At 66.7% G+C, this 14,442-nt stretch carries 15 protein-coding genes; 4 read left to right on the top strand and 11 right to left on the bottom strand.

Going from position 1 to position 14,442, the window contains the following annotated elements; all coding sequences use genetic code 11:
- Nucleotides 1-211: 211 nt before the first annotated feature.
- On the bottom strand, nt 212-634 hold the full coding sequence (locus tag NLI89_RS14745; RefSeq protein ID WP_368077287.1) for a thiamine phosphate synthase: 423 nt from the start codon (nt 632-634) through the stop codon (nt 212-214).
- Nucleotides 635-761: 127 nt separating this feature from the next.
- Between NLI89_RS14745 and NLI89_RS14740 the strand changes: the two genes are divergently transcribed.
- Together NLI89_RS14740 and NLI89_RS14735 are read left to right on the top strand one after the other, a co-directional pair.
- The gene (locus NLI89_RS14740; RefSeq protein ID WP_254687709.1) at nt 762-1,436 is read left to right on the top strand and encodes a YggS family pyridoxal phosphate-dependent enzyme; all 675 of its coding nucleotides are present in this window, start codon (nt 762-764) and stop codon (nt 1,434-1,436) included.
- Nucleotides 1,433-2,095 carry an HAD family hydrolase gene (locus NLI89_RS14735; protein ID WP_254687708.1) on the top strand — a complete coding sequence of 221 codons (663 nt, stop codon included), beginning with the start codon at nt 1,433-1,435 and terminating at the stop codon, nt 2,093-2,095. The genes NLI89_RS14740 and NLI89_RS14735 overlap by 4 nt, the downstream gene beginning before the upstream one ends.
- A 197-nt stretch (nt 2,096-2,292) precedes the next feature.
- On the opposite strand, the gene NLI89_RS14730 is transcribed toward NLI89_RS14735, so the two are convergent.
- The 6 genes from NLI89_RS14730 to NLI89_RS14705 all read right to left on the bottom strand — a co-directional run bounded on the left by NLI89_RS14730 (nt 2,293) and on the right by NLI89_RS14705 (nt 9,686).
- Nucleotides 2,293-2,769, bottom strand: a complete 477-nt coding sequence (locus NLI89_RS14730; protein ID WP_254687707.1) for a YdcF family protein — start codon at nt 2,767-2,769, stop codon at nt 2,293-2,295.
- 29 nt (nt 2,770-2,798) lie between these two features.
- Nucleotides 2,799-3,842, bottom strand: a complete 1,044-nt coding sequence (ribA, locus tag NLI89_RS14725) for a GTP cyclohydrolase II (RefSeq protein WP_254687706.1) — start codon at nt 3,840-3,842, stop codon at nt 2,799-2,801.
- Nucleotides 3,839-4,621 (bottom strand): exodeoxyribonuclease III, encoded by a 783-nt coding sequence (locus NLI89_RS14720; RefSeq protein ID WP_254687705.1) that lies wholly within the window; start codon nt 4,619-4,621, stop codon nt 3,839-3,841. The genes ribA and NLI89_RS14720 overlap by 4 nt, the downstream gene beginning before the upstream one ends.
- A 396-nt stretch (nt 4,622-5,017) precedes the next feature.
- Nucleotides 5,018-5,647, bottom strand: coding sequence for a LolA family protein (locus tag NLI89_RS14715; RefSeq protein ID WP_254687704.1), 630 nt, complete (start codon nt 5,645-5,647; stop codon nt 5,018-5,020).
- Between the two features lie 69 nt (nt 5,648-5,716).
- Complete coding sequence (locus NLI89_RS14710; protein WP_254687703.1) at nt 5,717-7,165, bottom strand: carbohydrate porin; 1,449 nt, start codon at nt 7,163-7,165, stop codon at nt 5,717-5,719.
- 211 nt (nt 7,166-7,376) lie between these two features.
- Complete coding sequence (locus NLI89_RS14705) at nt 7,377-9,686, bottom strand: DNA translocase FtsK (RefSeq protein WP_254687702.1); 2,310 nt, start codon at nt 9,684-9,686, stop codon at nt 7,377-7,379.
- A 143-nt stretch (nt 9,687-9,829) separates the two neighbouring features.
- Here NLI89_RS14705 and NLI89_RS14700 point away from each other — a divergent pair, with 143 nt between their 5' ends.
- Both NLI89_RS14700 and bluB read left to right on the top strand, forming a co-directional pair.
- Nucleotides 9,830-11,044, top strand: coding sequence for a UbiH/UbiF/VisC/COQ6 family ubiquinone biosynthesis hydroxylase (locus NLI89_RS14700; RefSeq protein ID WP_254687701.1), 1,215 nt, complete (start codon nt 9,830-9,832; stop codon nt 11,042-11,044).
- A gap of 303 nt (nt 11,045-11,347) precedes the next feature.
- The gene (bluB, locus tag NLI89_RS14695; RefSeq protein WP_254687700.1) at nt 11,348-12,001 is read left to right on the top strand and encodes a 5,6-dimethylbenzimidazole synthase; all 654 of its coding nucleotides are present in this window, start codon (nt 11,348-11,350) and stop codon (nt 11,999-12,001) included.
- Here the strand turns inward: bluB and NLI89_RS14690 are convergent.
- Genes NLI89_RS14690 through NLI89_RS14675 form a run of 4 tightly spaced genes read right to left on the bottom strand, consistent with a single transcriptional unit; the run spans nt 11,988 to nt 14,363 of the window.
- Nucleotides 11,988-12,632 carry a DUF2238 domain-containing protein gene (locus NLI89_RS14690; RefSeq protein WP_254687699.1) on the bottom strand — a complete coding sequence of 215 codons (645 nt, stop codon included), beginning with the start codon at nt 12,630-12,632 and terminating at the stop codon, nt 11,988-11,990. The genes bluB and NLI89_RS14690 overlap by 14 nt on opposite strands.
- The gene (locus NLI89_RS14685; protein WP_368077286.1) at nt 12,632-12,832 is read right to left on the bottom strand and encodes a Trm112 family protein; all 201 of its coding nucleotides are present in this window, start codon (nt 12,830-12,832) and stop codon (nt 12,632-12,634) included. Before NLI89_RS14685 ends, NLI89_RS14690 begins: the two co-directional genes overlap by 1 nt.
- A complete protein-coding gene (locus NLI89_RS14680; protein WP_254687698.1) occupies nt 12,829-13,470 on the bottom strand; it encodes an LON peptidase substrate-binding domain-containing protein in 642 nt (213 codons plus the stop codon). The genes NLI89_RS14685 and NLI89_RS14680 overlap by 4 nt, the downstream gene beginning before the upstream one ends.
- Nucleotides 13,467-14,363, bottom strand: coding sequence for a tetratricopeptide repeat protein (locus NLI89_RS14675; RefSeq protein WP_254687738.1), 897 nt, complete (start codon nt 14,361-14,363; stop codon nt 13,467-13,469). Before NLI89_RS14675 ends, NLI89_RS14680 begins: the two co-directional genes overlap by 4 nt.
- Between the last annotated feature and the right edge of the window lie 79 nt (nt 14,364-14,442).

Here is a 14,442-nt window from a genome sequence, read left to right as displayed (position 1 = left end):
CAGCGAAAGCTGGGGTATCCCTCGATACAGGTGAAGCGTGCCACATGATCAGATCCCAGCTTTCGCTGGGATGACGGATGGGGCTGGGCAGCGTGGTGCCCGAAATTTCCTGGCACTGTTGGGTCGAGCAGCTTGGCAAAGCGGGTGGAGAAGTTAGCAGAGCGCGAGGCAGCCAGGCACCAAGTCTAACAGGCGCCGAAGTCTACCAAATCTAGCGGACCCATGCGTCGATCGCGGCCCAGCCGTGAAACCCGAACCGCCGGATCCGCCGCCAGCGCGACTCGTCCATCCCGCCCAGCGCAACTACCGGTATCCCGAGCCCGCGCCCGATCCGCATCGCCCGCGCCGGCCCAAGCCCGGACGCATCCATATGCGACCGCGTGGCATGAACCGGCGACACGAACAGCGCATCCGCCCCCGCGCGTCGCCCGGCCAGGGCCTCCGCGCGATCGTGCGCCGGCCACGTCCTGATCCGCCAAATTGCCCGAGTCCGCACCCGACCATGCACCCCGTCCGCCGCGATCGACGACTCTCCGGCCACGACCACGACCAGTCCGCGCGCGGATGCGACTCGCTTTACCCGCCGCAGCATCGCCCGCCGCTCGCCTGCAGGCGTGGCATAATGGCGAAACACTATCCCGGATCCCGGTGGCACCCTGCGCAAAGCCGGCCACAATGCGTCCCCCATCCGCTCATCGGTCATCAACCAGCGCTCGGGGATGGGCTTTCGAACCGTCACGCCGCTGCCTATAGCGCCCGGCATGACATCTGACGACATCACGCCGCTCGCGTCCATCCACACCCGGATCGCCAAGGCCGCCGAGATCGCCGATCGCCGCGTGACCGACGTCACGCTGATCGCGGTCTCCAAGACGCACCCGGTCGAGGCGATCGAACCGCTGCTCGTCGAGGGCCAGCGCGTTTTCGGCGAGAATCGCGTTCAGGAAGCCTCGGAGAAGTGGCCGGCCTTGCGCGAGAAATATCCCGCCGTCGAACTGCACCTGATCGGCCAACTCCAGTCCAACAAGGCGGCCGAGGCCGTCGCGCTGTTCGACTGCATCCACGCGGTCGACCGCCCGTCGCTGGTCGACGCGCTGGCTAAGGCGATGAGCACGTCTGAGCGCCGCCCGGACTGCTTCCTCCAGGTCAACATCGGCGACGAACCGCAAAAGGGCGGTTGCGCGATCGCGGACCTGCCTGCGCTGATCGAGAAGGCGCGCGCCGCCGGACTGCCGGTCGCCGGGCTGATGTGCCTGCCGCCTGCCGATATCGAACCGGCGCCGTATTTCGCGCTGCTGGCGAAACTCGCGCGCGATCACGGGCTGATCGGCCTCAGCATGGGCATGTCCGACGATTTCGAGACGGCGGTGACGATCGGCGCGACCCACGTCCGGATCGGTAGCGCGTTGTTCGGTGCGCGGGGGACGGGCGCATGAAGTTCGATGCACTGTTGTTCGACTTCGACGGCGTGCTGATCGACAGCGAAGCCGTAGGTAACCGCCACATCGCGGAGTGGCTTACCGCCGCCGGGCATCCGACGACCGCCGACGAATCGATGGCGAACTTCATGGGACTCGCGGGGCCGCAGTTCATCGACGCGGTCGAACGCTGGATCGACCGGCCGCTGACCGATGACTTCTACGCCGCGCGCAAGGCCGAGGACGAGCGCGTGATGGCGGCGGGCGTCGACGCGATCGAGGGCGCGGTGGCGTTCGTCCGGTCGCTTCCCGCCGATTTGCCCAAGGCGATCGTCTCGTCGAGCCCGGTCAGCTGGATCGCACGGCATCTGGAGCATATCGGCCTGCGCGACGCGTTCGGCGACCACCTTTATAGCGGGCGCGAACACGTGACGAACGGCAAGCCGGCGCCAGATCTGTACCTGTTCGGGGCGCGGCAGCTTGGGGTCGACATCGCGCGGACGGCGATCCTCGAGGATTCGCCGGTGGGGGCGACCGGGGCTGTGGCCTCGGGCGGGTATGTTATCGGCCTGTCGGCGGGCTCGCATTGCAATGCCGAGCATGGCGCGCGGCTGAAGGCGATCGGCGTGGATGCGCTGGCGGACAGCTTCGACGACGTCGCGCGACTGCTGGCTTAGACGGGGCAACATTCATTCGGCCTATTCCGAAAGGTGCAGGCTCCCCTCCCTGAAAGGGAGGGGCAGGGGGTGGGTAGGCCGGCTTTGGCCGCGACAGTACGGTGATACGGAAGCCTACCCACCCCCGACCCCTCCCTTCCAGGGAGGGGGGAAGTCGTGGACATTTCGATGCTGGCCCCTGCGCTGGCAGGATACGATCAGCCCCGCTTCCGCCAGATGGCACCGATCCCCGCAACCAGATCATACGGGATCGCCGCCGCCTCCCGCGTCCGCATCTTGAGCTGGTAGCGCCGGCTCCCGCCATGCGGGACGTGGATCGCGCTCGCGGGCATGCCGAGCATCGCGAACAGCATGCGGATACGCGGCTGGTGATAGCCGTCGGTGCAGATCATGCACTGAGCGTACTTGCCCGCACGCGCGAACGCGGTCGCGGCGACGACGCTCTGCAACGTATCCACGCTGGCTTCGTCGAGATGGATTCGCGATCGGTCGACCGTTTCCGCCAGCACATCCGCCATGACGGACGCCTCCGAAGGTCCATGCGTCCCCTTCGCGCCCGAGCAGAACAGGTCCGCATCGACATACCGCGCCGCCGCCGCCGCCGCGAAGGCGATGCGCCGCCCGAGCGTCGGGCTCGGGCTGCCATCGGGACGAACGGCCGCACCGAACACCACGATCAGGCGCCGGGAGGGTGGAATGTCGGTCAGAACTGATGCCCCGTACGATCGCGCTTGGTCGCGAGATACTGCGCGTTGTGCGGGTTCGAGGGCAGGAAATGCGGTACGCGCTCGATCACCGTCACGCCCGCCGCCTCCAGCCCCGCAACCTTGGCCGGATTGTTCGTCAGCAAGCGTATCTCGCGCTGCCCGAGCAAATTCAGCATCCGCGCCGCCACCCCGAAATCACGCGCATCGACCGCAAAGCCCAGCCGCGTGTTCGCGTCGACCGTGTCGAACCCCTGGTCCTGCAACGCATAGGCGCGCAGCTTGTTGACCAGCCCGATTCCGCGCCCCTCCTGCCGGAGATACAGCAGGATACCCCAGCCGCTGTGCTGGATCGCGTGGATCGCAGCGTGCAGTTGCGGCCCGCAATCGCATTTCAGGCTCCCAAGCACGTCGCCCGTCAGGCATTCGCTGTGCAAGCGGACCAGCGGCGGCTGGCCGTTGGGCTGGCCGATCAACAGCGCGATATGCTCGTCGGCGCTTTCCGGTGATCGGAAGGCAACGATCTCCGCGTCCTCGGCACCTTCGACTGGCAACCGTGCGCGCGCCGCCAGCGTCAGCCGGTTCGCATCCTCATGCGCGTCGATATCGGCGTGCGTGATCGACACCTCGGGTTCGCCGGTACCCAGGAAGAAGGCCGGCAACAGCCCGGCGATCCGCGCCAGCCGCAACGCGGCCGTCGCCGCCTCGGGATCGGCCAACGCGACCGTATGGAACGGCCCCTTCATCGGAGTCGCCAGGTCGAACTGCGGATCGGCCAGCGCGGTCGCCGCGGCGAAATCGATCCACGGCGCGCGATCGACCAGTACCGGCTCGGTCGGATCGGCCGCCGCAAGTTGGTTCGCCAGCTTCAACGTCGCCGCGCGTCCCGACGAGATCAAAACGCCGCCATTCGCGTCCGGATCGAACGCCGCCAACCTATCCGCATCCGCCGTCTCGACCGCGAGCAGCACCAGCCCGTCGATCGCGATCGGCCAGCCGCGGCGCAACGCATCGACCGCACGCGCCGCTGCGCGCGGGTTCAAAACGCGAACTCGGTCATGATCGGGACGTGATCGGACGGCTTCAGCCAACTCCGGCAGCGTTCATAGACATGATGCGACACCGCGGCTTCGGCGGCAGCACCGGTCGCCCACATATGATCGAGCCGCCGGCCGCGGTCCGACGCTTCCCAGTCCTTCGCGCGGTAACTCCACCAGGTGAACAGCCGCGCGGGCGCAGGATGAAAGCGGCGGCCGAGATCGACCCAGTCGCCCGCCGCCTGCAACCGGCCGAGCGCCTCGACCTCGATCGGCGTGTGGCTGACGACGTCGAGCAACTGCTTGTGGCTCCAGACGTCCGATTCGAGCGGCGCGATGTTGAAGTCGCCGACGAGAATGGTGGGTCCGGCGAGCGTTTCCGACCAGGTCGTCATGCGGTCGATGAAGTCGAGCTTCTGGCCGAACTTGGGGTTCACCTCGCGGTCGGGCACGTCGCCGCCGGCCGGGACATAGACGTTCTCGAGGCGTACGCCGTTTTCCAGCCGGACGCCGATATGACGCGCCTCGCTGTTCGCCTGCCAGTCGAACCGGTCGTCCTCGACCAACGGCACGCGGCTGAGGATCGCGACGCCGTGGTGCATGCGCTGGCCGTGAAGCACGATGTGCTCGTAGCCGAGCGCGCGGAACGCCTCCAACGGGAAGTCGCCGTCGATGACCTTGGTCTCCTGCAGGCACAGGATGTCGGGTTGCTCGTCACGCAGGAACTGCTCGACGATGGCGATCCGGAAACGGACCGAGTTGATGTTCCAGGAGACGATCTTCACGGGCGCGATGTAGCGCTGCGTGGGGGTGGGGACAAGGAAGCGCGCAACGGTCTCCCCTCCCTGAAAGGGGGGGGCAGGGGGTGGGTCGGTTTCCACGGGTTTGATGCGTTGGTTTAGAAGATCAGAAGGCGCCACGGGCAAAGCCCATGTCGTCGATCGAGCTATCGCTCGTCGGCCGCGCTTGAGCGAGTCGGGCAAACGTGTTTGCCTGCCGCGCTACGCGAATGACCCCCGCTCCGGGGGCATGGAGCGAGGGCCGACTCAGCGTTCGTCACGCAGGCAGACTGTGGAGAAACCATCCGGGCAACAGGGGGAAAAATCCCGAATGCCCCACATCCGCGAGCCACTCTCTAGGAGGCGGAACCTGTCGCTTGCATGAATGACGCGAAAGTTATGTTACTTTCTTCCACCCGTCCGCCGCGGATCGTTCCAGCGGAAGGTGTTGTCGCTCACCGGGACGCCGAATTTCTGGTTGGTCAGGCGGATCGTCGTCCGGTTGTTCTGGCTGTCGAGCGCGACCCAGCCCTGCAGCATCAGCCCGCCCGGCGCGCCTGCGTTGCGCACGAACACCAGCGTGATCCGGCCATATTCCGGATGCTTGGGATCGTTCGCCTCGACCGATACGATCCGCTGGTCGTACCCGGGGACGAGCTTGGCATAGCGCGTGATGTCGCGGGTCGGGTCGAGCAGCACGCCCAGTGGCGAGTTCTTGATCGGCCAGCGCTGCACCTGCTTCACCGAATAATCGATGAAGGTCAGCGCGCCGCCCTCCGCGACGATCAGGATCGGCACGCCCTTTTCGTACTGGAAGCGCAGCTTGCCGGGCTTCTTCAGCGTCAGCACGCCGGTCAGCACCTTGCCGTTGCGATCGGCCTGCGAGAAATTCGCGGTCATCGTCTCGACCGATTGCAGATGCTTCTGCACGGCCGCGAGGTCGCCGGTGGCCTGTGCGGCGATCGGCGCCGGTACGGCAGCGACCGATAGGGCGGCGATCGTCGCGATCACCGCGGGGCGGGTATTGAACATCGAAATCTCCTTGGAACGCGGACGATTGCCGCCCCGCGCTTGAACCGCCACTGAATTCGACGAGTTCCGTTACAGGGTAATCGCCGCCTTCATCCCGAGCACGCCGACGTCGTTGGCGTCATGCACGCCGCCCGGGTTGTGGATGAACTGCACATTGGGCCGCAATTCCAGCCATCGCGTCGGATGGACGCTGTAGTAGATCTCCGACGCGTACTCGGCATCCTGCACCGCGGGGCGCGTCGGATCGAGCGCCTGCCCCTTCGCGACGCGTCCGTTCACATTGGTGCGCGCCACGCCGAAGCCGAGGATGTCGCCCGGCCGCCACGGCACCAGCCCCTTGTAGAACAGCCCGGCCGCGACCTGGTTGTCGGTGGTCGAGGTCGCGCGATCGGCCTGAGTCGCGTTGAGGAACACGCTGAGCCCGGTGACCGACTTGCCGTCCTTCGAGGTGCCCGTGATCTGCTGCTGGAGATTGAAATACACGCCGTAGCGGGCGTTGCTGCGGAGCGGTGCGAGCCCGGTGATCGCGATCGGCTGGCGGTTGACGTCGTAGAACACGTCGTCGCCGTCCGACGTGTTGACCCAGCCGCCGACCTTGAACGCGCCGACCCGGCCGTCGTCATTGCCGCGATGCCATTCGGCCTCGACCGGGATCAGCGCGCCGGTCGCGCCATGGAAATGCCCGATCACGAAATCGTTATCGAGATTGCGCGGGTTCACTTCATAAACCCCGGCCTTGAATGTCAGCTGCTCGTTCCGGTCGTAGCGAAGCCGCGCGCCCCATTGCCCGACCGGCCAATTCTGCCAGTAATCGCCGACCAGATTGCCCGGCTGCGCGCCGCAGAAACTGAGGTTCTGGAAATAGCAGGAGAAGACCGCGAAATCCTCGCCTGGATTGGTCCGGCCGATCTTCAGTTCGAGTTTCTCACCCAGTTTCTGCTCGTACCAGAATTGCGTCAGGCGCAGCGTCTGGCCGCGGCCATAGACTTCCTGCACCTGTTGCAGCACGCCTAGATTGGCATCCGCACCCAGATCGCGTCCGCGCCGATAGGTGAGGGTGGCCTGGAATGCGCCACCCTGCAGCCCGATCACCTTGTCGAGATCGAGCAGCACGCCGACGTCGAACTGTCCGGTTTCGCGCAGCAGCTTCCGGTCGCCGCCTGCGAAATTATACCCGCTTTCAGAGGCATAGCGGGCACTGACGCCGATCCCGCGCTCGGTCAGGCGTTTGCGGATGTCGAACCAGTCGGCGAACAATCCCGGTGGCGGGGTGCGCTGCGTATCGGCGGTCAGTGCCGAGGGCGAGAGATCGCTGTCGCGGCGGACGCCGGCGCGGGGGCGGTGCTGGGTGTCGGTGGTGGAGCTACCGGGGGTTTGCTTAGCGGCGTCCTCCTTTTGGGTCGCCGGGCGCTGGGTATCCGCACGCGCGGCGTTCTGGTCGATGTCATCGTCAGGTGCCGCATGCGCCGCCGCAGGAACCAGCGCCAACGCCGCTGCCAAACCCCACCCGTATTTCATATATGATCCACCCTTTGCCGAGCAAAACCGCGATCATGCGATTTTGTGCCGCGCATCTGTCAGTCGTCTTATCTCCCCTCCCTGGAAGGGAAGGGTCGGGGGTGGGTCGGTTTCAGCAACAGGCAACCGTTGCGGCTCGAGCCAACCTACCCACCCCCAGCCCTCCCTTTCAGGGAGGGGGGGAAGGCAAGGAAGGCGCGCTGGCCCAACCTCAGATCGCATGCCCCTCGGTATCGCGCAGCACCTCGCGCCGCCCGACATGATCCGGCCGACCGACGATCCCGTCCTTCTCCATCCGCTCGATCAACCGCGCGGCCGAGTTATACCCGATCCGCAACTGCCGCTGCAGCCACGAGGTCGACGCTTTCTGCGACTCGCACACCAACTGGATCGCCTGGCGATATTGCTGGTCCTCCGCCGAATCCTCACCCGTCGGCGAACCCTCCAGCGCGAAGCTCTCCTCAGGCTCCTCGGTCACCGACGAGATGTAATCCGGCAGCCCCTGCGAGCGCCAGTGATCCGCCACCAGCCGCACTTCGTCGTCGGTCACGAACGGCCCGTGGACGCGGACGATCCCCTTGCCGCCCGGCATGTACAGCATGTCGCCCTTGCCGAGCAGCTGCTCCGCGCCCTGCTCACCGAGGATGGTGCGCGAATCGATCTTCGATGTGACGTGGAAGCTGATCCGCGTCGGCAGATTGGCCTTGATGACGCCGGTGATGACGTCGACCGACGGGCGCTGCGTCGCCATGATCAGGTGGATGCCCGCCGCGCGTGCCTTCTGCGCGAGCCGCTGGATGAGGAATTCGACCTCCTTGCCGGCGGTCATCATCAGGTCGGCCAGCTCGTCGACGATCACCACGATCTGCGGCAGCACGTCGTATTCGAGCTTCTCCTCCTCGTACATCGGCGCGCCCGTATCGGGATGATACCCAGTCTGCACCTTCCGCCCGAGCGGTTGCCCCTTGGCCTTCGCGCCGCGCACCTTGTCGTTGAAGCCCGCAAGGCTGCGCACGCCGACGGACGACATCTGGCGATAGCGATCCTCCATCGTCTCGACCGCCCATTTCAGCGCGCGCACCGCCTTTGCAGGATCGGTCACGACCGGCGACAACAGATGCGGAATGTCGTCGTACATGCTCAGTTCGAGCATCTTCGGATCGATCATGATCATCCGGCACTGGTTCGGCGTCAGCTTGTACAGCAGCGACAGGATCATGCTGTTCAGCCCGACCGACTTGCCCGAGCCGGTGGTACCCGCGACCAGCAGATGCGGCATCGGCGCGAGATCGGCGATCACCGAATCGCCCGCGATGTTCTTCCCCAGGATGATCGGCAACTGCGCCGACTGGTCCTCGAACGTCTGGCTGCCAACGAGTTCGTGCAAGCTCACCGCCTCGCGCCGCGCATTCGGCAGCTCGATGCCGATCACGTTGCGCCCCGGGATCACCGCCACGCGCGCGGAGATCGCGGACATGTTGCGCGCGATATCGTCGGCCAGCGCGATCACCCGGCTCGCCTTGACGCCGGGGGCGGGCTCCAGCTCGTACATCGTCACGACCGGACCCGGCCGCACCTCGATGATCGACCCGGTCACCTTGAAATCGTCGAGCACGTTCTCGAGCAGCCGTGCATTGCGTTCCAGCCCCGCCTTGTCGATCACATTGCCCTGGCTCGGCGGTGACGGCGTCAGCAGGTCGAGGCTCGGCAGCGTGAAATTGTCACGCAGGTCGAGCGACGACTGGCGCTCCTTGGGCTTGGCCTGCGACGGCGCGCTCTGGCGGTCGGCGATGACGGGGGCAGGGCGCGGGTCCGGCTCGGCAATCGCGCGTGGTTCGACCGGCTTGCGCGTCAGCGTCAGCGGCTCGTCGTCCTCGTCGATCTCCGCAAAGCCGTCATAGCCGAGCGCCTCGGTCCGATTGCGGCGGGGGAAGCGCCATTTGCGCTCGCCGAGATCGATCTCGATGCTCTTGCCCCACACGATCGCGCCCGCGATCGCCGCGAGCAGACCGACCGCGCGGCCGGACCAGAGCTCGGCGACCGGCTGGCCGATGAAGCTCAGCCCCCAATGCACCGCGCTCGCCACCGACAGGCCGATCACGCCGCCCCAACCGGCCGGCAGCGCCAGCACCGAAGACCCGGACACGAACGCCAGCGCGCTCGCCATCAACGCGACGCCGATCGCGGCCCCGCGCAACATCCGCCCCCAGCGTCCCAGCGGCATGTCGCGCCACAGCCGCATCCCCAGGATCGGCCCGATCGGCAGCAGCAAGGCGACCGCCGGCCCGAACAGGGTGAGCGCGATATCGGCGAACCAGGCGCCCGGCGGACCGACCAGATTGTCCGGATAGCCGCCCGATGCGGTGTTCAACGCGGCGTCGCTCGGGTGATAGCTCGCCAGCGCGAGCGCCATCAGCAGCGTGCCGACGAACAACGCGATCGCCGCGATCAGCGCGCCGCTGCGCACCGCACCCGCCTTCACCGTCTCACGCCACAAGGCTGGCTGCGCGCGGCTGGCCATGACCCGTAATCTCCAGTTGCAGTATAATGCGGAAATGCATCGTCCTCGACAGGCGCAACGTCAAGGTAACCACGCGACAACACGGGTTAAGCTGCGCCCGGATCGTCGTTGGCAGCGACCGGCTGGCGGGATAAAGCGGCCGTATGGACACAGATGTAATCATCCTCGGTGGCGGGCTGGTCGGCGCGACGCTCGCCGTGGCGCTCGACGTGCACGGCATCTCGACGATCGTGATCGACCCCGCGGACCCGGCGGTTACGCTGGCGCCGGGCTTCGACGGCCGCGCCTCCGCGGTGGCGAGCGCAAGCCACCGCATGCTCGACGCGATCGGCATCGGCGCGACGCTGGCGGGGCAGGGCTGTGCGATCCGCCAGATCCGCGTCAGCGACGGGCTGGAGCCGGGCAAGCTCGATTTCGTCCCCGATGCCGACGATGGCGCGCTCGGCACGATGTACGAGAACAAGCTGCTCCGTCGCACGCTGTTCGACGCCGCGACCGCCGCGCCGCACGTCGACCTCCGCATGAAGACTCGCGCGACATCGGTCGACCGCGCCGAATCGGGCGTCACCGTCACGCTCGAGTCCGGCGATAGTGTCCGCGCACCGCTGCTGATCGCGGCGGAGGGCCGCAACTCGCTGACCCGCGAGGCTGCCGGCATCACGATCGCGCGCTGGTCGTACGAGCACACCGCGATCATCGCCGCGTTCCACCACGAACGCCCGCACGAGGACGTCGCGTACGAGATCTTCTATGCGAGCGGCCCGTTCGCGCTGCTCCCGCTGCCCGACGATGCCGACGGCCACCGCTCCGCGATCGTCTGGACGGTCGACGCGAAGAACGCCCCCGGCATGCTCAAGCTCGGCGACCGCGCGTTCCTCGCCGAAGCGGAAAAGCGCATGGGCGGCTTCCTCGGCAAACTCTCGATGGCGACGCCGCGCTCGTCCTATCCGCTCGGCTTCCACCACGCCGCCCGCATCACCGACACGCGCCTCGCGCTGGTCGGCGACGCCGGCCACGGCATCCACCCGATCGCCGGACAGGGCCTCAACCTCGGCTTCCGCGACGTCGCGACGCTCGTCGAAGTGCTGGTCGAGGGCAAGCGCCTCGGCCTCGACCTCGGCGACGCGGCGTTGCTCGCGCGCTACCAGCGCTGGCGCGGGCTCGACACGTTCATGACCGCGGCGGCCACCGACACGCTCACCCGCCTGTTCGGCCTCCCCGGCAAGACCGCCAGCGCCGTCCGCCGGTTCGGCATCAGCGCGGTGAATGCGATCCCGCCGCTCAAGGACCGCTTCATGGCCGAGGCGCGGGGCGAGTCGGGCGATTTGCCGAAGCTGCTTCAGGGGATGACGGTTTAAGGCGGTTCGACATTCGCGATTGTCGTCCGCGATTGTCGTCACTCCGGAATGAGTCGAAGCTGGCTCGCGCCAACAATGACGCCTCCCCGGCGAAGGCCGGGGTCCAGGTGGAAAGGCCGATATAACCAGGGACTGTCCGTCGTTACCTCCGCTCCCCACCTGGACCCCGGCCTCCGCCGGGGAGGTAGTTGCGCAAAGCATAAGTGCCGAAAACATCTGAGGTGCCGGAAGGTCGGCAAAATCTCGATCGAGACGAGCGAGAACGCAACGCCGAGCCGTGTTAGTGAAAGCGTGATGACCACCATGTCGGCCTCTGAACACCACACCCCCCCCATACCCGCATTCGAAACCTTCCAGCACCAACTCGCCGCGCTGATCCGCTGGCGCCGCGACGTCCGGCATTTCCGGCGCGATCCGATCGACCCCACGCTACTGTCCAAACTGCTCGATCTGGCGAACCTCGCGCCGTCGGTAGGCCTCAGCCAGCCATGGCGCTTCGTCACGGTCGACGATCCCGACCGTCGCGCCGCGGTCCGCGCAACCTTCGCCGCCTGCAACGCGCAGGCACTCGCGGCGCAGTCGCCGACGCGCGCCGACCGGTACGCGCGGTTGAAGCTCGCGGGCCTCGACGACGCACCCTGCCATCTCGCGGTCTTCGTCGACCCCGACCCGCAACAGGGCCATGGCCTGGGACGACAGACGATGCCCGAAACAGCAGCCTATTCGGCGGTCATGGCGCTGCACACCTTATGGCTGGCGGCGCGCTGCGTAGGCCTCGGGCTCGGCTGGGTCTCGATCCTCGACGCCGACCGCGTCCGTGTCGCGCTCGACGTGCCCGCTCATTGGCAGCTGATCGGCTATGTCTGCATCGGCTATCCGGCGGTCGACAGCGACACACCCGAACTGGAACGCGAAGGCTGGGAGTGCCGGCAACCGGTCGAGGTCACCCGGCGCTAGGCGAAATCATGCAGCGTTGAGCCTTGAGTCGTTCGATCTGCCGGTCGTGAACGCGCGATAATACGATCAGCGCGAGCGATGCACCGACAAGGCACATCAGCATATCCCACTGTGTATCCCATGCGTCGCCTTGCGTTCCCAGGAAAGCATCCGCGCCCTGGCCCAGCGACACTGCGGCACCAAACTCGATCAATTCGTACAGCGCGCTGACGCTGAGACAATAGGCCAGCACGGTAACGGCCAATAGTCGCGGCGCGACGATCGCCCCGGTCCGCACCAGAACTTCCCGCAACACGATCGCGGGCACGAAGCCCTGCATCAAATGGCCGAACCGATCATACGGATTGCGCGTGAGATGCAGCATGTCCTGGACCGCAAAACCAATCGGTACGCGAGCGTAGGTGTACGCGCCGCCCAGCATCAGGACGAGGCCATGCAGCGCGATCATCAGCAGCACCAAGTCGGTGAAGACGAACCGGCGTCGCAGGGCGACCAGTATCGGAAATGCGATCAGGACGGGCGCGATCTCCATCCACCACGTCGCGCGATCGAACGGCGTCCAGCCCGACGCGACCAGCCCAACTCCCCAAACCGCGCCGAGACCCCAGAGGCGGCGGTCGGTCGATGGCATCAATCGGCTACGCGTCCGTCGATCCGCCGTGCTTCCTCCACCAGCATCACCGGGATGCCGTCCTTGATCGGATAGGCCAGGCCCACCGCGTCCGAGACGAGTTCCTGCGCGGCTTCGTCATAGCGCAGCGGTGTGCGGGTCATCGGGCATACCAGGCGTTCGAGCAGCCAGGGATCGATCGAGGTGCCGGGCGTGCTCACTGCAACGTCACCGATTCATCGCCGTCGTGCCGTCCGAAGAACTGCATCAGCTGGATGATCAGTTCGGCGCGCTGTTCGATATCCGGTGCCTCCAGCAACGCCTGTTTGGCGGCCGCATCGAACGGCGCAATCTGGGCGATGCCATTGACCAGGCTCTCGTCGTCGAGCCGTCCGACCGCATCCCAATCGACCGCATAGCCCTGCATGTCCGCGAACCGGCGCGATTCAAGCTCCAGCGACGACCGCCGCCCCAGCGACAGCGAATCATCCTCGATCAACGGCAGCAATTCCGCCTCGACCTGGCGAAACGCGGTCGTCACGTCGAGCTCGCGGACGATCCGGAACAGCGCCATGCCTTCCAGCACGACGTTGTACCGCCCATCATCGAGCGCCTCGACCTCGGCGATCTTGCCGACGCAGCCGATGTCGTACAGCGCGTCGGCATCGTCGTTCGGTCCGCCTCGCGGCTGGATCATCCCGATCCGCCGGTCGCGCGCCATCGCATCGCTGATCATCGCCCGATAGCGCGGCTCGAACATGTGCAGCGGCAAATGCATGCCCGGGAACAACAGCGCCCCCGGCAGCGGGAAGATCGACAGACGCGTGGTAGCGCGCGGGGGGGCGGACTCGGTGGTCATCCGAACAGGATCGCAGACAGGCGGCGGCGTTGTCCAGAGACCCAGGGGTCTTCGAGCCCGACGACCTCGAACAATTTCAGCAACTGCGCGCGTGCCGCGCCCTCGTTCCAGTCGCGCTCGGTGGCGATGATGCCGAGGAACGTGTCGGCGGCGGCATCGCGGTCGTTCGCCGCCATCTGGCCGTTGGCGAGCGCGAACCGGGCCTGCAGGTCGTCGGGGTTCGCCTCGACCGCGGCGATCAACGGCGACAGGTCGGCGACCGGGGGCGCCGACTGCGCGAGCGCGAGCGCGGCCTGCGCGCGGGTGATCGCCGGATCCTTGGCGATCGCCGGATCGAGGTTCGCCAGCCAGTCGCTCGCCTCGTCGAACTGCCCGGTCGCGACCAGCGCGCGGACGAACCCGGCATGGACCGCGGGATGCTCGGGTGCGATCTCGGCGATCTCGCGGAAAATCCCGAGCGCGCGCTCGCCGTCTCCCTCGGCCAACGCCGCTTCGCCCACCGCGATCAACGGCTCGATATCGGGCACCGCGTCCGTCGCGTCCGCCTCGATCGGCAGCTGCTTGAGCAACTGGTCGAGGATCACGCGCAACTGCGATTCGGTCCGCGCGCTGGTCATGTCGGCGACCAGCTGGCCCTGGAACATCGCATAGACGGTCGGGATCGACTTGATCTGGAATTGCGCGGCGATGAACTGGTTCTTGTCGGTATCGACCTTGGCCAGCACGACGCCCTTGTCGGCATAGTCGGCGGCGACCTTCTCCAGCGTCGGCGTCAGCGCCTTGCACGGCCCGCACCATTCCGCCCAGAAATCGATGATCACGAGCTTCGTCATCGACGGTTCGACGGCATCGCGACGGAACGCCTCGACGGCGTCCTTCTCCGCGGGGGACATTCCAAGCGTGGCCAAGTTCAACTCCCGTATTGCACTGCGCGCTATCTGGGGCGGGCGGGCAGCGAATGCCACCTCTGGA

The organism is Sphingomonas faeni (genome assembly GCF_024273235.1).
Classification (GTDB): domain Bacteria; phylum Pseudomonadota; class Alphaproteobacteria; order Sphingomonadales; family Sphingomonadaceae; genus Sphingomonas; species Sphingomonas faeni_A.
Note: the sequence above shows the minus strand (reverse complement) of the source record. Positions and strands in the feature narration are given on the sequence as shown.